Below are 17,991 nucleotides of genomic sequence, written 5' to 3' on the forward strand. Positions count from 1 at the left end.
TCTAGCAACTGCATATGCTAATAGAGAAGTTGCTAGAATAAGGAGTGATGACGATGGGACGCTGGAAAAATTACGGACTGTGGGTGTCATTAGCATCTTTACTACTCATGATTCTTCAATTATTTGGGGTGCAAATTTCAACTGAAAAGTACGACATGGTCATTAATGCTGTATTAACATTTCTTGTTGCAGCAGGAGTCATCAGCAATCCTGCTACTGTAAGCAAATGGTTCACTGATGATAAAAACAAGTAAGTAAAATAAACGTTTATAGAAAAAAGCCGATTTCAGTTATGAGATCGGCTTTTTGTATACATAAGGAAGTAAAATGGTCACCGTCGTTCCTTCCTCTAGCTTGCTATCTATGAAAATAGTTCCTTCATGTTGTGTAACGACCTGCTTGGCAATTGCGAGTCCTAATCCGCTTCCACCTGTTTTTCGGTTGCGTGATTTTTCTCCACGATACAAAGGTTCAAAAATGTAAGGAAGCTCGGTTGATGAAATTCCTATTCCGTTATCTGTGATGAGCATATGAACAAAATCTGGGTCTGCCGTTGAAACAGTGATCGTAACCTGACCATGTGTTCCTGTATAGCGAATAGCGTTTCCAATTATATTTTCAAAGGCTCGTGATAAGAGAAGGTAATCACCGTTTATGTGAATGCTATTGTCGCACTTGGAATAGATAAGCTCAATATCTTTCTCTCTCGCCATTGATGAAAATCCCATGATCATGTCAGAAAGGAAAGGATGAAGCGAAATTTCCTGCTTTTGAAGAGGAGTTTCTATGTAGTTCGTAATGGTATACGTATGCAAATCATCGATTAATTGATTAAGCAAGGTCGCTTTTTGATAGCTAATCTCAATGTATTTGCTTAGTTTTTCAGGTGTTTGCGCAATTCCTTGTTTGATCCCTTCTAATGAACCTCTAATCGTAAACAAGGGTGTTCGCAAATCGTGAATGATGGACGAGATAAATAGCTTTCGTTCCTTTTCCATTGTTTCCTGTTTTTGCAATGATAATTCTAGCTCTACTTGCATCGTTTGAATGGCCGTAGACAGCTCGTTAATTTCTTTTACAGGCGTAGTAGGAACGGGGAAGCTAAAATGTTGGTTGCTGATCGAGGCAGTCGCATGTTTAAACTCTTTTAACGGATAGAGAATTTTTTGTTTAATAAAACGAAGGCTTATCGCTAAAATGAAAGAAAAAAAGAAAAGCCATACAAATAATCCGCCCCACTCAGTGATGAGGTAATGAGTCCAAGAAGTTTTTCGCGGTATGAAAGAGCGCTGATCCTGCACATATACGGTCCCGATTAGCCGATTGTTTTCATAGATAGGATAGTGCTCAAGAGTTGTTCCCGCTTCCTCTATTTGAACTGCTGACGTTGAATGAAGCTGATAACTATTTGTGTGAGACAGGTTAGAGAAAACCGTTTGTTTAGCGCTATTTAACAGCTCCAAACGAATTCCTAGCTTACGTGAAGAGCGATTTAGCAATTGCTGATAGGATGGTTGATCCCATCTGTGTACTTCTTCTAAAACATGACTCTGTAACCACGGGGTTGTACTTTCTAATTCATCTTGATATGGAGAAGAAAAGTGATCATAGAAATAAACCGTTACCCTAGTCATTACAATCGGAACGATTAAGAACAGTAGTAGAAAAAGGAGAGCCCATTTTTTAATCGAGAGCTGAAGTCCGTTCATCCTATTCTCTCCTCTGCTTTGTATCCAACTCCCCACACAGTCGAAATCTGAAATGAGCTTGTTTTTGTTTCTATTTTTTCGCGTAGCTTTGCGATGTATACACGAACCGTATGAGAGTCCCCGTCTTCATATCCCCAAATTCGTTGAATAATTTGTTCATGCGTAAACACTTGATTGAGGTGAGATAAAAATAAATTCATTAACTCAAATTCCTTTGCTGTTAGAACTACTTCCTGATCGTTAACCTGTAGCCGTCTTGTGGAAAGCTGCAATTCGACATCGCGACATCTCACCACCTCCGATCGTAGAGAAGCAGGTTGATCACGATAGACTCTTCGGTTAACAGCTTTGATACGAGCGATAATTTCTAACGGCGTCGCATTTTTGACGATGTAATCATCTGCTCCGATCGAGAGCCCGCGAATTTTATCCGTATCGTTTTGCAAGGCGCTTAAAAAAAGAATAGGTGTATTATAGCGCTCTCGAATTTGCTTGCAGAGAGTGAACCCTGATTCACCTGGCATCATAATATCAAGCAAAATAAAATGAATGGTCGTTTGAGCGAGAATTTTTTTTGCATCGTCTCCAGTCGTAGCTTGGTAGACCTCGTATCCTTCTACTAGTAAAAAGTCTTCTAGCAATTCCGCAATTTCTTCTTCGTCATCAATAAGTAAAATTCGTTGCTTCATATTTGATCCCTCACAGTTGTCTTATTCGACCTCATTATACCAAATAAATCCTTTTTGCATTGTTTTACTCCCGAAAATTGATACTTTTTTGATATTTCATGAACAGTATGTTGAGACTTTTCTTCTAAAGTTACATGTACAAGGAGGTTTTACATAATGAACCAAATAGTAAAAGTAGAAAACGTAAGCAAAGTTTATGAAGAGGGAAACCGATCGTTTTATGCATTAAAGGGTGTAAGCATGGAAGTGAAAAAAGGTGAGTTCCTCGCAATTATGGGAAGAAGCGGCTCGGGAAAATCAACCTTGTTAAATATGCTCTCTGGATTAGATCAACCATCAAAAGGTAGCGTCTTTTTAAATGGTCGTTCACTCTACTCGCTAGGGGATAAACAGTTAACTAACATTCGGCGTCGAGAGGTGGGGTTTATCTTTCAATTTTTTAATCTTCTCCCGGTCTTAACCGTGTTTGAAAACGTCGTATTACCATTAGAATTAGCAGGTCAAAAGCGTACTCGAAAATCGGGAGAGGAGCTTTTAAAACGGTTAGGAATCGATCATTTAAAGGATCAGTATCCTTCGCAATTATCAGGTGGTCAGCAGCAGCGTGTTGCTATCGCAAGATCTTTAATTACCAAGCCAAGTATTATCCTCGCTGATGAACCAACAGGAAGTCTAGATTCTAAGACTGGAAAAGAAACACTCGCTATTTTGCGGGAGTTTTGTGATCACCTTGGTCATTCTCTCGTCATGGTGACCCATGATGCAACCGTTGCGTCCTACGCGCATCGTGTGTTGTTTTTGCAAGATGGCAGGGTGAAGGATGAACTAACCTTACTAAATGAGGGATACAGTAGAAAAGAGTACATTGCTCAAATCACTGAACGAGTAGAAGGAATGATGGTATGAAGACGATCCTCAAGTTAGCCGTTCGCTTAATGACCGCTAGAAAAAGCCGGACGATTTTATCTATTGCCGGCGTTTCCATTGGTTTTTCTCTTTTAATTGCAGCAACCGTTTTGATGGCAACATTAGAACATGCCAATACATCAATTGTTAAGGAGAAGTATGGTGATTATGATTTAGTAGTAGGGTACCAAAGTGCAGAGTCTTTCATCACGCCGCATATTGTACATAAAATTCAGCATTTAGATGACGTGGAGAAAACAACGCCCTTTTTATATCCGTATATCGGAAAAGAACATTCGTTTCAAGATGAAATGGCGCTTCAGCCGATGTATATTGGCGTAAAAGATGAGCAGCTAGCAAGAGAACATCAGCTGACGAAACTATCATCTGGAAGGTTGCCAAAACGTGGTGAGGTCGTGATTCCATACAGCCTTTCTAAAGCGAAAAAGCTACATATTGGCTCAAAGCTTCAGTTCCCCTTTCCGCCTCAGCGTCCACAGGAGGTACGCGTTTCAGGCATTTTGAAGAAACATCAAGCACTACAATCCATCGTGCTTTTTGATTTTAAATGGTTAGGTGATGCGACGGGGCAAATCAATCATACAACGACGCTACTCATTAAATTAATAGATGCTAAACAGAAGCAGCACATTATTAAACAATTAAAAGAGATCGATTCAGACTTTTACATCGATCCACAGTCAATGAAGGATAAAGAACAAGATCAAATGGGTGGTTTAAAGCCTGTCGTGTCAGGACTCGGAGTCGTTATTGTGTTTGGAAGTATGCTGTTATTTCTTAGCACGCTGCAAATGTCCATTCAAGAACGTAAACGAGAGTTTTCAGTACTTCGATTAATAGGCGCACAGAAAAAACAGCTCATATGGATCATTTTATATCAATCTGTCATCATGAATGTGATATCAGGAATGATTGGATTGCTAGGGGGAATGGTTTTATCCATTGTATTAAAAAGTACGGTCGCACAAATAAGTGGAATAATGATTCAGCAGCTAGCTATACACTGGGGAGCTGTTTTTGGAAACACGCTACTAGCTATTGCCTTGACGATTATGGTGAGTGTACTACCAGCAGTTGGGGCAGGAAACCAATCTCCGCTTCAAGCCTACCGGGCGTCTTATGATATTAGAAAACAACGGTTATTATCCGTGATCACAAGCGGTGTTGCTCTCGCACTATCGCTGAGTATAACCTTTTGCAACTATGTGTATATTCATAGTCCAAAGCTATACCTATTAGCGGCAGGGTTACTCATTCTTTCTGTGTTACTAGGTTTATCCTTATTTATAAAAAATACGATTCTCGTCTTGATGAACGTTTTTTCTGCATTGTTTTCTTCATACGGAAAATTGATAGGAAGAAACGCTGTTCGGCAATTAAGGAGAAGTACGCAAATCGTAGGCATCGTTTTACTAGGAATTATGGTTTGCATAGTAGGTACAGGAATTCTAACTGTCGTAAAGAATGGAACGGAGAAATCCATTCAAGATCAGTATCCTCTAAGTCATGTCATTAGTTCAAATTCAGCGTATGATGAACGAGGTCTTTCACCCGAATTCTACGACCGCATTGACTCTATTCCTCATGTAGAGGCTGTTCCTGTTTTTAAAAGTATCGCGGTCTATACACAAGGATTAGATATGAATGGAGTAAAAAAAGATGACAAGCTCATGACCTATACAATCAACGGACGTCAAGAAGTGATGCTGGGAGTAGAGGGGGTAGATTTTCAGAGAATGATTCAGTCATTACCATTACACGTAGTAGAAGGCACGACCAATCTTAATGGCAATCATGTGGTCATCACACAGTACACAGCAAAGCTTTTAGGCTACAAAATAGGTTCTATGATAAATGTTATAGAGGATACAGCTGTTTCGTTTACGAAAAATGAAATGACTGTAAACGAGAAGCAGAAAATGAAGAAATCTGCACGTTTTAAAGTAGTCGGCATTATTAAAACATTGCCATTAAGTGATCCAGAAGACATGGGAGTGTATATGTCACCTCCCTTTATGAAAAAGCAGTTTAGTGTTGATACGCTAGATGAAGTTCATTATAAGGTAACATCAAAGGCGTTTGAGGACGAAGTCGAAAAAAAGGTACAAGACGCTACAGCAAACGAGCCATCTTCTAAAATAATTCTTTTTAATCTGGAGGAGGAACTGAATCAGTTATCTAGGCAATTTAATCAGCGCTTTTCAATTTTGATTGTCACCGTTTCACTAATATGCTTCTTATCCTTTATTGGGTTAATGAATAGTATGGCTAGCAGCTTACGAGAACGAGTGAGCGAATTTGCAACGCTTCGAGCGCTTGGGACAAATGCGAGCCGAATTATACAAATAACCGTTGCAGAGGGAATGTTGCTTACGTTTACAGGTGGGCTTTTAGGAGCGGTCTTCGGTACGATTATTCTTAATCAGCTCTTACTAGCACTTGATTATCCTAAACTAATAATCTCATGGCCATTCGTTTCACTAGCGTTACTCGTATCACCCGTAATTGGTTTTTTTGCAACGCTTGCCCCTGCGTTATCGCTGCGCAAGCGACCTATTTTACAAGACCTTTCAAAAGAATAACATTTCTTATCTTCACAATATCTACACAAGCGTTGGTTACAATAGAACCAAACAACTACATCGTAAGAAGGTGAGGAATAAAAATGAAGAGAACATGGTTAGCGGTAGGGGCTGCTGCAATCATTGCGTTAAGTGGCTGCAGTAGTTCTGGACACGATGAGAAGTCAGATGGTCAATCTCATGAGATGAACCATGAGGGAATGAATCATTCGAGTAGTGGAGAGGTTCCAAAAAATCTTCAAGCGTCTCAGAACCCAACGTTTAAAATTGGAAGTCAGGCAATCATGAAGGCTGATCATATGAAGGGAATGGACGGAGCAAAAGCGACGATTGTTGGCGCCTACGACACAACGGCGTATACCGTTTCGTATACACCAACAACCGGTGGGGAGAAAGTAGAAAATCATAAATGGGTCATTCAAGAAGAGATAAAAGGAGCTGGGAAAAAGGAGTTAAAGCCTGGAAAGGAAGTAACTCTTGAAGCCGATCATATGAAAGGGATGAAGGGTGCTGAGGCAACCGTTAATTCAGCTGAAAAAACGACGGTGTACATGGTGGACTACAATCCAACAACGGGTGGTAAAAAAGTTCGCAATCATAAATGGGTAACGGAAAGCGAGCTTTCAAAGCCGTAAAGAACAGATCGATTTGATCTGTTCTTTTTTTATGTGTGTGAATATACTAACCTTCATTTTGTTAGGAAATAAGGGTTTGCAGTTGTTACAAGCATCAAGCGAAGGCATCTTTTTCTTCTTTCAGCCGCTCGTTGGCGCTCTTCTTGGCTGGCTTTTGCTACATGAACAGCTTGGAATCGGCCTTATTTTCGGTGCAAGTCTTATTTTAGCTAGTGTTATGCTTGTATTAAAAGCAGAAGCATAAATCTTTTGAACCCTCTTCAAGCGGCTATTCCACTGAGAGGATTTTTATTTTTAGCGAACGCTCGTTTTGGTTTTAAGTAGGGGAACGGCTATTTCTATGGTAAAATAAATCAATCAGAGCTAGAAATTCGAACGAATACAAGGTGATTAAAAGATGAAATTAATTATTGCAGAAAAGCCGTCTGTCTCACGAAACATTGCAGATGCGCTTAAGATAAAAGGAAAGCAGGACGGTTACTTTGAAGGAAACGGCTATATCGTGACGTGGGCGTTTGGTCATCTTCTTCAATTATATGATGCAAAAGATTATGATGAAAAAATGTCAACATGGAAGATGGAAAACTTTCCGTTTATTCCGCAAGCTTTTAAATACAAAGTAAAAAGCGATCCGAAAAACCGTGATAAACCGGATAGAGGAGCACAAAAGCAGCTGAAGATTATCCACGGATTAATGAAGAGACCTGATGTAGACGGAATTATTTCAGCCTGTGACTATGATCGCGAAGGACAGGTTATTGGCGATAGCATTATTTATAATCTGCGAACGGATAAACAAGTCTATCGTTTGCTTTTAAACGAATGGACGCCTGCTGAAGTGATGAACGGTCTGCAAAATGTAAAGCCCAATACAGAGCTTCGTCCTCTGCAGGATGCTGGGGTAAGCAGACAGTGGGCTGATTGGGTCATTGGCATCAATTTAACGTCTGTTGCGACGCTTAAGTATCAAAAGGGAAAAGGAAAAGCACTGAATATCGGTCGTGTTCTGCTACCAACGCTGAAAATTATTTATGATCGCGACCGAGAGATTGAGACGTTTGTACCAGAGAATTACTACAAGCTTCAAGGGACATTTAAAACGCAGCAAGGAGACGAATACGAAGGCACGTATACAGAGGGCAAGGACGACAAATTTAAAGCAAAGGAAACGCTTGATGAAATAAAGGCGATGCTTGCCGATAAGTCCGGAATTATTCATGACAAGCAGGTTCAAAAGAAAAAGGAATATCCGCCGTTTTTATTTAACTTGTCGAACCTACAAGGTCATATTACAAGTAAATACAAGGGATGGACGTCAGATAAAGTGTTAAAAGTAGCACAGTCTTTGTACGAGAAAAAGTTCATCACGTATCCAAGGACTGCGAGTATTGCGCTTGAGGAGAGTCTAGTTGGGAAAACAGCAAAAGTACTTGAAACGCTGTCAGAGGGGTTGCCTTATAAGGACGAAATTAAGTTTGTAAAATCAAAGCGCGTGTTTGATAATGCCAAGGTAGATAGCCATAGCGCTATTATTCCAACTTATGTGAAGCCGAAAAAGCTGTCACCAGATGAGCAACATGTGTATGACGCGATTAAAAATCGGTTTATCATGCAGTTTATGCCGGTTGCAGAGTATGAAGAAACGCGGATTGAAACGAAAATTAAAGACGTTTCGCTAAAAGGCCTGTTCATTTCAAAAGGAAAAGTTCAGCTAGTAGAGGGCTGGAAAAAGGTTGAGAAGGTGCAGTCAAAAGATACGATCTTACCGCTCGTTCAAGCTAATGATCCCGTGGACTTAGTGAAAAGTGAGGTAACAACTCACACCACAAAGCCGCCAAAGCAGCATACAGAAAAAACGCTTCTTCGCGTCATGGAAACGTGCGGGAAAAACTTCGAAGGAGACGGAGACGATGAAGAGAGTGTTCATGCCATTTTAAGTGGTTTTAGCATCGGAACACCGGCAACGAGGGCAGAAACGATCAAAAAGCTAAAAGATGTTGGATACATCGAATCAGAAAACAAAAATCTGTTCTGTACAAAGCTTGGTCGCGATTTGGTGGAGACGTTTCCGATTAAAGACCTTTTTAATCTCGAGTTTACCGGGCGATTGGAGAAATCGCTTCACGATATCGAAAAACGCACCGTCACAAAGCAGGAGTTTTTACAGCTTATTTTTGACTTCACCTCACATTCGGTTGAAACGATTAAAGGAGAAAAAGACGTGACGATCAATGAGGTGACGTCACAGCGTCGCACGAATGAGGTCATGGGCAAATGTCCGCTTTGTGGCCATGCCGTCATTGAGGGGCAAAAAGGATTTGGCTGTAGCAATTGGAAAAATGGCTGTAAGTTTGTGATTTGGAAAAACGATAAGTTTTTAGCAACGATGAAAAAGAAACCAACGAAAACGATGGTAAAAGCCTTGTTAAAAAACGGGGTTACGACTGTAAAGGGTCTAACGAGTAAAAAAGGAAACAAATTCGATGCGAAAATGCGCTACGAAAAAAATCCTGACAATGACTATTTCAGTTGGAAGATGGAGTTTGATAAATAACAAAAGGAGAAATGCACCGTGCATTTCTCCTTTTGTTCGTTAAGCGTTATGTTTTTCTAGATTGGTTTTTGAGGGCGAGTCTTCCCATCCTTCAATACCATCTAATCCTGGAATGCTATCACGGTAAAATACAGGATCTTTTCCTTGTTTACGTTGACGCATGTAATCTTTCAGTGCCGCAAAGGCAATTTTTGATAAGAACAAGATCGATAGAAGGTTAACCACAACCATTAGACCCATAAATAAGTCTGCTAAGTTCCATACTAAACTAATTTTTGCTACAGAGCCGAATAAAATCATGATTAGAACAGCTACTCGGTAGACGTTTAACCAAACTTTTCCGCCCTTTAAAAACTCAATATTTGTTTCGCCGTAGTAGTAGTTCCCGATCAGGGTACTAAAGGCAAACAAGAAAATCATAATGGCTAGCATCGCACTGGCCCAAGAGCCAATGTGCGTATTAAGAGAAGCTTGTGTTAACTCAATCCCGCTTAGATTCGTCGTTTTGTACACGTTCGAGAATAAAACGATAAACGCCGTACTTGAACAAATGATCAGCGTATCCGTTAATACACCAAAAGCTTGAATAAGACCTTGTTTAACAGGGTGACTCGTTACGGCAGTAGCGGCAGCATTTGGTGCACTACCCATACCAGCCTCATTTGAGAAGAGACCACGTTTGATTCCGTTCATTACGATGGCACCTAACGTTCCTCCTGCTACTTGTTCAAATCCAAAGGCATTTTTCACGATGAGAGAAATAACGCCCGGTAGCTGTGTGATGTTCATTACGACAACAAGAACAGCGATAGCAATATAAAGAACCGCTAAGATTACGACAATATATTCGGACATTTTGGCAATCCGTTTAATCCCACCGAAAATGATAAAGGCAAAACAAACTACCATAATGATACCTACAACAAAGCGGTTTGTATCAAATGCTTGTTCGAATGCGAGCGTGATGGTATTGGATTGCACCGCATTAAAGATAAGCGCGAATGATAAAGTAATGAGGATAGCGAACAGAATTCCGAGCCAGCGTTTCTTTAACCCTTTTTCCATGTAGTACGCAGGACCACCGCGGAAACCGTCACCGTCTTTAATTTTATAAATTTGTGCGAGCGTGCTCTCAATAAATGCAGACACGGAGCTAATGATTGCGAGAATCCACATCCAGAAAATAGAACCAGGTCCACCTAAGTGAATAGCGATGGCGATCCCTGTAATATTTCCTGTTCCAACACGTGCCGCCATACTAATACAGAATGCTTGGAAGGGAGTAATTCCTTTTTTGGATGATCTTCCTTCCATCAACACGCGCAGCATTTCAGGAATTAATCGAACTTGAAGGAATTTTGAGCGGAACGTAAAATACAATCCAACTCCGATTAGTAAGACAATTAATAGCTTGGACCAAAAGAAGTCGTTCACGTCCAGCACCCATAGCTCAAAAGGGCTTGGAGTATTGTTCATTTCATCACCTCATAAAAATGGAATTTAAGTAACCGGGTGTGTACATATGTATGTTTACCCATTGCTACGAGAAAGAATCTTTCTCCAAAAAAATACTTATGTTAGAAAACATGACATTAAAAATTGATTATATACTAGGAACATCATGATGTAAATTCCAAATGTAACAAATTTTAAAAGGGAATTCCTTCTTGTCTGAAAGCTTCTGGTTGTCGAAAACGCTATCATACAAGTGTATAAAGAGTTTCAGATCATTTGTAAAAACGATCTCTCTTAAGTATACTGAATATACTGATATATTCGAAAAAGTTCAGAGGAGGAAGACGATGGAAACAGAGACAAACATATTTTCGCCTGATTTTCGAAAAAACGACTATGAATTTTATAAACGTCTACGTGCGGACGAACCGGCTCATTCCTTTTCACTTCAAGGGGGGAGAACAGGGTGGTTAATTAGTCGCTATGACGATGTGGTAGAACTTTTAAAATCGAGTAGCTTCATAAAAGATCAATCAAAGGTTTTTGGTCCGATTTCTTCTGCAGATGCACACTCCAATGAAGCCAAGCTTTTTCATAACATGATGCTTAACGTAGACCCTCCTGATCATACAAGACTTCGACGCTTAATTCAGCCTAGCTTTAATCCAAAAGAAATGTTGAAACTAGCACCTCGCATCGAGCAAATTGCCGATAGTCTCCTCAAAGATATGGAACACATCGAGGGTTCTTTTGATTTAATTGATGCGTTTGCTTTCCCGCTTCCTATTATCGTCATCAGTGAATTACTAGGTGTTCCTGTTGAAGATCGTCATAAATTCCGAAAATGGTCTAATACGATTGTTTCGGCGTCAGAAAATGAACACAATGAGTTTGCAGAAGATGTGAAAGCTTTTGTGGAATACCTAGATTACTTAATTAAAGAGAGACGAGAGAATCCACAAAATGACTTAATTACAGGGCTTATTCATGCGGAAGAAGAAGGGGACAAGCTTCAAGGAAATGAGCTATATTCCATGATCTTTCTTTTAATTATTGCCGGTCACGAAACCACGGTAAATTTAATTGGAAACGGAATGTATGCGTTATTTGAACATCCGAAACAGCTAGAGCTTTTGAAAAACGACCTTAGCTTAACTGAAACAGCTATTGAAGAGATGCTACGTTTTTATAGTCCAGTTGATTTCTCCACAGCTCGCTGGGCGGATGAAGATATTGTTCTTCACGGTAAAACAATTCAAAAAGGAGATTTGGTCATCGCCTCTATTTCTTCTGCAAACCGAGATGAGCGGAAGTTTGAAAATCCACACCTGCTTGACATTACGCGAAAACCGAACCCACATATGGCGTTTGGGTATGGCATTCACTTTTGTTTAGGTGCGCCTTTAGCGAGGCTAGAGGGAAGTATTGCGTTTCGGAAATTACTTCGCGCTTTTCCCCATATTACGCCTGCGGGATCACTATCAGACTTGGAATGGCGGTCTGTATTTTTACTGCGTGGTTTGAAAGAATTGCCGGTACTACGAGCTTAATGCTGCAAAAGATTACGTCCATTTGGATGTGATCTTTTTTGCATCCCGTTCTGAACACGCGCTTCGTACGCCTCTCCATCTTTCTTCTCAGCGAAGAACCTGCCGACTTGCATTTCATTGAAAATTCACAAGGGTTTTATGAAAGTTATAGAATGCATGAATTTGGTAAATAGTAAAACATAGGCGTTGTTCAAGCACGTTATATTATAAAAAAGGATGATAAAACATGAAAAAATCCGTATTGACTCTTCTCATTGGTCTCGGAACGATGACGACAGGCTGTGCGCAACAGCAGCCGAATACTATTCTTTCAAATGAAAAAATGGAAAGTCATGCTGCGGAACATAAACATCATGCGGAACACACGGTGGCTGATATTCGTGAGAAAACGCAGAATTCAAATGACTTACCAAGTTTTTTAAATAAGCAACCAGAAGACATGAAGCGCTTATATAGTGAAGTAGCGAAACATCGAGCGCTTCTTGAGAACATTCCGTGTTTTTGTGGATGCGGAACAACGGCTGGTCATAAAAATAACTATGATTGTTTTATCTATGAAAATAAAGACGACGGAGCTGTCGTTTGGGACGATCATGCTACGCGCTGTGGCGTATGCTTAAAAATTGCGGATGAAGCGATCAAGCAATATGATAGCGGTGCTTCTATCAAAGAGATTCGAGCGATGATTGATAAAAAGTATGAAAAGGGCTATGCAACCCCTACGCCAACACCTCCTGTGAAGTAAGAAGTGAAGGGAAAGAGCCTGTTCATTTTATGAACGGGTTCTTTGCTATGTCTACGGATGTGGAATTCTCACAAATAATCACAGAAAGTACCAGGAAAATGCTTGATTCGTGAAAGAGGATAAAATATTCTTAAGATAAGAGACTTTTATAGGGGACGTCAAAACAAGCGAAAAGGAGGGTGTAACCACAGTGTTACCCATTGATCGACAACATCAAATACTAGAATGGCTACATCAAGAAGAAACGCTTCGTGTCTCTGATATTAGCAACCGTTTAAACGTTTCGGAGATGACCGTCTACAGGGACCTTAAACCGTTAATTGACTCAAATCAAGTAATTAAAACTTCCAATGGAATTGCTTTACGAAAAGAAGAGCCTATTTTTGCGAATCGCTGCTCGTATTGTGCAAAAGAAGGAACAGGACGCTTATCAATTCAATTAATTACGCACCAACAGCAAATTGAGCATACGTGCTGTGCTCACTGTGGGCTGATGCGATATGAGCAAATGAAAGAGCAAGTAGCTCAAGTAATTGGTCGAGATTTTCTGCTAGATACAACGGTAAGTGCTAAGATGGCCACTTTTCTCATTGATAGTGAATTAGCTGTACAGTGCTGCGATCCTCAAGTGTTGGTGTTTGCATCAGCTAACGATGCAAAAAGGTTTCAAGCCGGATTCGGCGGTCTAATTTGTTCGTTTGATGAAGCAATTAAAATCATCCATGACAAAATGAATGGAACCGGCTGTTGTTCAGCAAAAGAATAGACAGAAAACAAACGATTGACTAGTGAGGGGCTGGGAGAATGAAACGAATAGGGGTAAGCGTACTTGTAAGTGTCGGGATTTTATTGGCGTCGGGCTGTTCAAACGATACAGCAACAGAAGCAACCGTGCCAAAGCCAATTGAGGTTAAGTTTGAGATTCCAAAAGAAGTCGATACAAATAAAGAGGAAAAGTTGATGATTCACGTTACGCAAGGAACCAAAAATGTGAATGATGCAGACGAAGTGAAGTTTGAAATTTGGAAAGCTGGTACGGATGGAAAAAGCGAAGTAATCAAAGCCACTGCCGAGAAAAAAGGAATGTATGCGATTCAACATAATTTTTCCGAAGCAGGCGTGTATTTTGTACAAACACACGTGACGGCTCATGATATGCACAATATGCCGAAGACATATGTCGTGGCGGGAGATGTACCAAAAGAAGAAGTAGAGAAGCTGACAAAAGACATGGATAAAGAGAAATCACAGCATATGCCAGGACATCACTAATGCAGAGGTAGAGGGAGATGGAAAAAGCATTCTACTATGCGATTGAACATAGTCACAAACCGTCTGATATTGATTGCTGAAAGGTTGATACATTACAACCTATTGAAGCGTATGTTCCTCGTGTACTGTAATACATAGGTGAAAAATAAAAAGGCTCATTTGGAGCCTTTTTATTTTTTTACGAACGCTGATATACGACATTCCCACCAATAATGGTAGTCAGTACGTTTTCACGAAGATCAAATGGATCACCTGACCAAATAACGAGATCAGCGTCTTTGTCCACTTCAATGGACCCGACCCGATCCTCTACACCTAAATGTTTAGCGGCGTTACTCGTCACGGCTTGCAGAGCCGTCTCTTGATCTAATCCATTTTTGACCGCTAAAATTACGCTCGTCATTAAGTATTGAATGCCGACAACAGGATGATCAGTGGTGATGGAGAACGGAACGCCTGCTTGCTTTAATGCAAGAAGAGTAGACCAGCTGCGGTTAGATGTTTCCACTTTTGTACCGCTAGACATTGTCGGACCAACTGAAACCCGCATTCCTGTTTTAGCGATATAATCGGCAATCTCGTTGCTGTCTGTACAATGCTCGATCGTGAAATCAAAGTCGAATTCTTTTGCGATACGAATAAGAGTCATAATATCATCCGCACGATGAGCGTGAACGCGTAGTGGGATTTCTCCCTTTAATACTTTGGCAAACTGTTCAAGACCTAAATCACGGTCAACCTCTGATTCGCCATCAATTCGATGAAGATAGTTTTGGGCTTTAATAAACTGTTCGCGCAAAAGAGAAGCAATACCCATTCTTGTTGTAGGAAGTACGCCTTTTCCTCCGTATACGCGCTTTGGATTTTCGCCAAGTGCCGCTTTCATTCCAGACGGAGATCTGAGAATCATGTCATCAATGACGCGTCCATGTGTTTTCACAACAGACATTTCACCGCCCACGACGTTTGCGCTTCCTGGCATGATCTGTACGGTGGTAATTCCTGACTCACGTGCGAAAGTAAAGGCACGATCGTTTGGGTTAATTCCATCGATGGCACGTACATAAGGCGTTGTTGGAGAGCTTACTTCATTTCCGTCCTGTCCTTCTCGGCCGACTCCGTGCTCTGAAATTCCTACGTGCGTATGTACATCGATTAACCCTGGTGTAACGAAGGTTCCTGTTCCATCAATCACAGTATAGTCGCTCGGTACGGAAAGATTAGGTCCAAAGCCCTCAATTTTTCCTTCCTTTACTAGGATCGTTGCATTATGTATCGTTTCTCCTAATCCCGTTAAAATAGTCGCATGTTGAATGGCAAGCAAACTAATTCCCCCTTTTTAAAAATAAATTACAGATAATAGTTTATATTCTAACAATTCAACTGTCTACTAATTAACCTTTGTATACATGAAAGAATCCAGCAGCGTCTTAACGCTGCTGGATTCTAATTAATGAGCCGTTTTATCGTTTTGATCTTTGTTGCGCTTATTGCCTTTGCTGTTATCTCCGCTAGCAATTTCTTGTCCCATCTCGACAAGCTCATGCTGTCTTTTCGGATTGCTTTGATTCTCACTGCCGTTATTATGTTTTTTAGTCATCGTTATTCTCCTTTAAAAAGTAGGTAATGAATCTAAGTTGTTTGACTTGTCACCGTCAGGATTACTTCTAATGTAGGTGCCGCCATCTTTTCCTTTAAATGCACTCACATTTTCAACGTTGCCCGCTTGAACAAGTTGGAGAGCATCTTGATAAGAGAGTGTTTGTCCAGACGCTGTTTGAAATTCTTGCAGATCACCCTCACTGTTTTTACGAACGGCCACAAATTGTTCTTTCGCCACTAGGCTTCACTCCTTTCGGCAAAGAATAAAAGGAGTTGTGTTTCTCCCTTATATGTATAGCGTAGCTTTTTAGATGAAAATTATGTATGAAAGCGCTATGATAATAGAGAAGAAACATTTTATTCGTGGAGGGGATTGCATGTTTAACTGGCATGAGGAAGCAAAGAAAAAATGGGACGAAGGAGTAACGTTTTGGAATCAAAAAAGTGAAAACATGTGGACGGAAGGAAGCCGAAAGGATATTGTACCTCTCATCCAAGAGCATATAAAAGAAGGTAGTCAATTACTAGATATTGGCTGTGGAGATGGATACGGTTCATCCCTTTTACATAGAGCAGGATACAAAGTAACGGGTGTAGATTTATCAAGTGAAATGGTCCAAAAGGCAAGAGAGCTAGGGGAAAGCGAGGAATTTTCGTTTTACGAGGCGGATATTATGGCACTTCCTTTTAAAGATGAATCACAGGATGCCGTTATGGCTATCAATGTACTTGAATGGACGTCTTCTCCCCTTCATGCGTTAACGGAAATTAAGCGTGTGCTGAAGGCAGAAGGAAAGGCATGCATTGGTATTTTAGGACCGACCGCTCAGCCTAGATCGAATAGCTATGCGCGTCTGTACGGAAAAGATGTAATATGCAATACGATGATGCCGTGGGAGTTTGAGCAGCTAGCAAATGAGAACGGCCTGCACACGATCGGTGGTTACGGTGTATATAAAAGAGGCGTCACAAATGAAATGAAAAAGTCTCTTTCAAGAGAACTACAGCAGGCGCTTACCTTCTTATGGGTGTTTATGTTAGAAAAGCAAGCGTAATGCAAAGAAGGAGGTAGCCTGTGAATCGGCCACCTCCTGTTTGTGTTATTCCCATTCAAACGGTGTTTCTTGATACACGTAGTAGTTCAGCCAGTTCATAAACAATAGGTTCGCGTGAGAACGCCACGTTTTTCTTGGCTGACCGCTTGGGTCATTGTTCGGAAAATAATTAGTCGGAACATAAATATCAAGTCCTTTTGCTACGTCCCGTTCATATTCCTCCTGTAGCGTTTGGGCATCGTATTCAGGATGACCTGTAATAAATACAAATCGTTCATCGCGAGACATGACAAGGTAGACGCCTGCTTCATCTGAATAAGATAAAAGCTGAAGTTCTGGGTGATGAACAACTTCTTGAAGGTCAACGTCCGTATAGCGTGAATGAGGAGAGAAGAAAATGTCATCAAACCCTCTTAACAATTTAACGGGCTCTTGAATAATTTGGTGCGTGAACACCCCGGAACATTTTTTTTGAAGCTCCCGTTTGTCAATTCCAAAGTGATGATAGAGTCCTGCTTGTGCACCCCAGCAAATATGCAACGTTGACGTTACGTGACTTTTTGACCAATCCATAATTTCCTGTAATTCAGGCCAGTAATCAACTGCTTCAAAATGCAATAGTTCGACAGGAGCACCTGTAATGATCATACCGTCGAACTTTAAATGTTTAATTTCACGAAACGTTTTATAAAATTCATCTAGATGGTTTTTACTCGTTGTTTTTGTTTCATGTGTGACGGGATACAGTAGCGTAATATGTACTTGAAGCGGTGAGTTTCCTAACAGTCGAAGCAGCTGTGCCTCAGATTTTTCCTTTTCTGGCATTAGGTTTAAAATCACAATATTTAATGGACGGATATCCTGAGATGACGCCCGTGTTTCATCCATAACAAAAATACGTTCGCTTTCTAAAATCTCCTTGGCAGGAAGATTGCGCGGAATATTAATAGGCAATGAACGGTACCTCCTAGTAGAAGTATTCTACACGTGCAGATGACGCGTATCTGTATTATATGAATATACAGATAATTTATCAACCTTGATGTTTCCGTGGATAGAGTTAATGATCAAGTTAATTTTTAAGGGATGGACAATATTTATCATACTGTTTTTTGTTTCAACCATTCAGCAAACTACAGAAAACAATCGGATAGAAGAACACGCTGAGGGAAAAATAGGTGAAAAGGATGATTTTCATAAATGTGAACATTTCAGC

At 40.4% G+C, this 17,991-nt stretch carries 18 protein-coding genes; 11 read left to right on the top strand and 7 right to left on the bottom strand.

Annotated elements, in window-relative coordinates; translation table 11 throughout:
* Nucleotides 1–53 precede the first annotated feature (53 nt).
* The gene (locus IE339_RS06635; RefSeq protein WP_242175048.1) at nt 54–254 is read left to right on the top strand and encodes a holin; all 201 of its coding nucleotides are present in this window, start codon (nt 54–56) and stop codon (nt 252–254) included.
* Between the two features lie 36 nt (nt 255–290).
* On the opposite strand, the gene IE339_RS06640 is transcribed toward IE339_RS06635, so the two are convergent.
* Together IE339_RS06640 and IE339_RS06645 are read right to left on the bottom strand one after the other, a co-directional pair.
* Nucleotides 291–1,709: a sensor histidine kinase gene (locus IE339_RS06640; protein WP_242175051.1), complete on the bottom strand. Its 1,419-nt coding sequence runs from the start codon at nt 1,707–1,709 to the stop codon at nt 291–293.
* A complete protein-coding gene (locus IE339_RS06645) occupies nt 1,706–2,398 on the bottom strand; it encodes a response regulator transcription factor (RefSeq protein ID WP_242175052.1) in 693 nt (230 codons plus the stop codon). The genes IE339_RS06640 and IE339_RS06645 overlap by 4 nt, the downstream gene beginning before the upstream one ends.
* Nucleotides 2,399–2,554: 156 nt before the next feature.
* Here IE339_RS06645 and IE339_RS06650 point away from each other — a divergent pair, with 156 nt between their 5' ends.
* The 5 genes from IE339_RS06650 to IE339_RS06670 all read left to right on the top strand — a co-directional run bounded on the left by IE339_RS06650 (nt 2,555) and on the right by IE339_RS06670 (nt 9,096).
* Nucleotides 2,555–3,304, top strand: a complete 750-nt coding sequence (locus IE339_RS06650; RefSeq protein WP_053399937.1) for an ABC transporter ATP-binding protein — start codon at nt 2,555–2,557, stop codon at nt 3,302–3,304.
* Complete coding sequence (locus tag IE339_RS06655; protein ID WP_242175056.1) at nt 3,301–5,907, top strand: FtsX-like permease family protein; 2,607 nt, start codon at nt 3,301–3,303, stop codon at nt 5,905–5,907. Before IE339_RS06650 ends, IE339_RS06655 begins: the two co-directional genes overlap by 4 nt.
* 83 nt (nt 5,908–5,990) lie before the next feature.
* A complete protein-coding gene (locus tag IE339_RS06660) occupies nt 5,991–6,542 on the top strand; it encodes a YdhK family protein (protein ID WP_242175057.1) in 552 nt (183 codons plus the stop codon).
* 13 nt (nt 6,543–6,555) lie between these two features.
* Nucleotides 6,556–6,786, top strand: coding sequence for an EamA family transporter (locus IE339_RS06665; RefSeq protein ID WP_431522781.1), 231 nt, complete (start codon nt 6,556–6,558; stop codon nt 6,784–6,786).
* 153 nt (nt 6,787–6,939) lie between these two features.
* Nucleotides 6,940–9,096, top strand: coding sequence for a type IA DNA topoisomerase (locus IE339_RS06670; protein ID WP_242175060.1), 2,157 nt, complete (start codon nt 6,940–6,942; stop codon nt 9,094–9,096).
* 39 nt (nt 9,097–9,135) lie between these two features.
* Here the strand turns inward: IE339_RS06670 and IE339_RS06675 are convergent, their stop codons facing one another.
* Nucleotides 9,136–10,572, bottom strand: coding sequence for an alanine/glycine:cation symporter family protein (locus IE339_RS06675; protein WP_242175062.1), 1,437 nt, complete (start codon nt 10,570–10,572; stop codon nt 9,136–9,138).
* Between the two features lie 326 nt (nt 10,573–10,898).
* On the opposite strand from IE339_RS06675, the gene IE339_RS06680 reads away from it, so the two are divergent.
* The 4 genes from IE339_RS06680 to IE339_RS06695 all read left to right on the top strand — a co-directional run bounded on the left by IE339_RS06680 (nt 10,899) and on the right by IE339_RS06695 (nt 14,118).
* Entirely contained in the window at nt 10,899–12,101 is a 1,203-nt protein-coding gene (locus IE339_RS06680; protein ID WP_242175064.1) for a cytochrome P450 family protein, read from the top strand.
* Between the two features lie 226 nt (nt 12,102–12,327).
* A complete protein-coding gene (locus IE339_RS06685; RefSeq protein WP_242175066.1) occupies nt 12,328–12,846 on the top strand; it encodes a PCYCGC domain-containing protein in 519 nt (172 codons plus the stop codon).
* Nucleotides 12,847–13,036: 190 nt separating this feature from the next.
* Nucleotides 13,037–13,612, top strand: coding sequence for a DeoR family transcriptional regulator (locus IE339_RS06690; protein WP_242175067.1), 576 nt, complete (start codon nt 13,037–13,039; stop codon nt 13,610–13,612).
* Between the two features lie 38 nt (nt 13,613–13,650).
* Nucleotides 13,651–14,118: a FixH family protein gene (locus tag IE339_RS06695; RefSeq protein ID WP_242175068.1), complete on the top strand. Its 468-nt coding sequence runs from the start codon at nt 13,651–13,653 to the stop codon at nt 14,116–14,118.
* 178 nt (nt 14,119–14,296) lie between these two features.
* Here the strand turns inward: IE339_RS06695 and IE339_RS06700 are convergent, their stop codons facing one another.
* From IE339_RS06700 to IE339_RS06710, 3 genes are all read right to left on the bottom strand, one after another.
* Nucleotides 14,297–15,442: an amidohydrolase gene (locus IE339_RS06700; protein WP_242175071.1), complete on the bottom strand. Its 1,146-nt coding sequence runs from the start codon at nt 15,440–15,442 to the stop codon at nt 14,297–14,299.
* 126 nt (nt 15,443–15,568) lie between these two features.
* Complete coding sequence (locus IE339_RS06705) at nt 15,569–15,718, bottom strand: hypothetical protein (protein WP_242175073.1); 150 nt, start codon at nt 15,716–15,718, stop codon at nt 15,569–15,571.
* 12 nt (nt 15,719–15,730) lie between these two features.
* Nucleotides 15,731–15,958, bottom strand: a complete 228-nt coding sequence (locus tag IE339_RS06710; protein ID WP_242175074.1) for a DUF3892 domain-containing protein — start codon at nt 15,956–15,958, stop codon at nt 15,731–15,733.
* A gap of 121 nt (nt 15,959–16,079) precedes the next feature.
* Here IE339_RS06710 and IE339_RS06715 point away from each other — a divergent pair, with 121 nt between their 5' ends.
* Nucleotides 16,080–16,775, top strand: coding sequence for a class I SAM-dependent methyltransferase (locus IE339_RS06715; protein WP_242176135.1), 696 nt, complete (start codon nt 16,080–16,082; stop codon nt 16,773–16,775).
* Nucleotides 16,776–16,820: 45 nt separating this feature from the next.
* Here the strand turns inward: IE339_RS06715 and metA are convergent, their stop codons facing one another.
* Entirely contained in the window at nt 16,821–17,729 is a 909-nt protein-coding gene (gene metA / locus IE339_RS06720; RefSeq protein ID WP_242175076.1) for a homoserine O-acetyltransferase MetA, read from the bottom strand.
* Nucleotides 17,730–17,991 lie beyond the last annotated feature (262 nt).

It is taken from the genome of Priestia koreensis (assembly GCF_022646885.1).
Taxonomy (GTDB): Bacteria; Bacillota; Bacilli; order Bacillales; family Bacillaceae_H; genus Bacillus_AG; species Bacillus_AG koreensis_A.

Bases quoted from the DNA above. Each gene is read 5' to 3' on its own strand.
- IE339_RS06675 (WP_242175062.1), bottom strand. From the start codon at position 10,572: ATGAACAATACTCCAAGCCCTTTTGAGCTATGGGTGCTGGACGTGAAC.
- IE339_RS06670 (WP_242175060.1), top strand. From the start codon at position 6,940: ATGAAATTAATTATTGCAGAAAAGCCGTCTGTCTCACGAAACATTGCA.
- IE339_RS06645 (WP_242175052.1), bottom strand. From the start codon at position 2,398: ATGAAGCAACGAATTTTACTTATTGATGACGAAGAAGAAATTGCGGAA.
- IE339_RS06680 (WP_242175064.1), top strand. From the start codon at position 10,899: ATGGAAACAGAGACAAACATATTTTCGCCTGATTTTCGAAAAAACGAC.
- IE339_RS06640 (WP_242175051.1), bottom strand. From the start codon at position 1,709: ATGAACGGACTTCAGCTCTCGATTAAAAAATGGGCTCTCCTTTTTCTA.
- IE339_RS06685 (WP_242175066.1), top strand. From the start codon at position 12,328: ATGAAAAAATCCGTATTGACTCTTCTCATTGGTCTCGGAACGATGACG.
- IE339_RS06655 (WP_242175056.1), top strand. From the start codon at position 3,301: ATGAAGACGATCCTCAAGTTAGCCGTTCGCTTAATGACCGCTAGAAAA.
- IE339_RS06695 (WP_242175068.1), top strand. From the start codon at position 13,651: ATGAAACGAATAGGGGTAAGCGTACTTGTAAGTGTCGGGATTTTATTG.
- IE339_RS06660 (WP_242175057.1), top strand. From the start codon at position 5,991: ATGAAGAGAACATGGTTAGCGGTAGGGGCTGCTGCAATCATTGCGTTA.
- IE339_RS06650 (WP_053399937.1), top strand. From the start codon at position 2,555: ATGAACCAAATAGTAAAAGTAGAAAACGTAAGCAAAGTTTATGAAGAG.
- IE339_RS06635 (WP_242175048.1), top strand. From the start codon at position 54: ATGGGACGCTGGAAAAATTACGGACTGTGGGTGTCATTAGCATCTTTA.
- IE339_RS06705 (WP_242175073.1), bottom strand. From the start codon at position 15,718: ATGACTAAAAAACATAATAACGGCAGTGAGAATCAAAGCAATCCGAAA.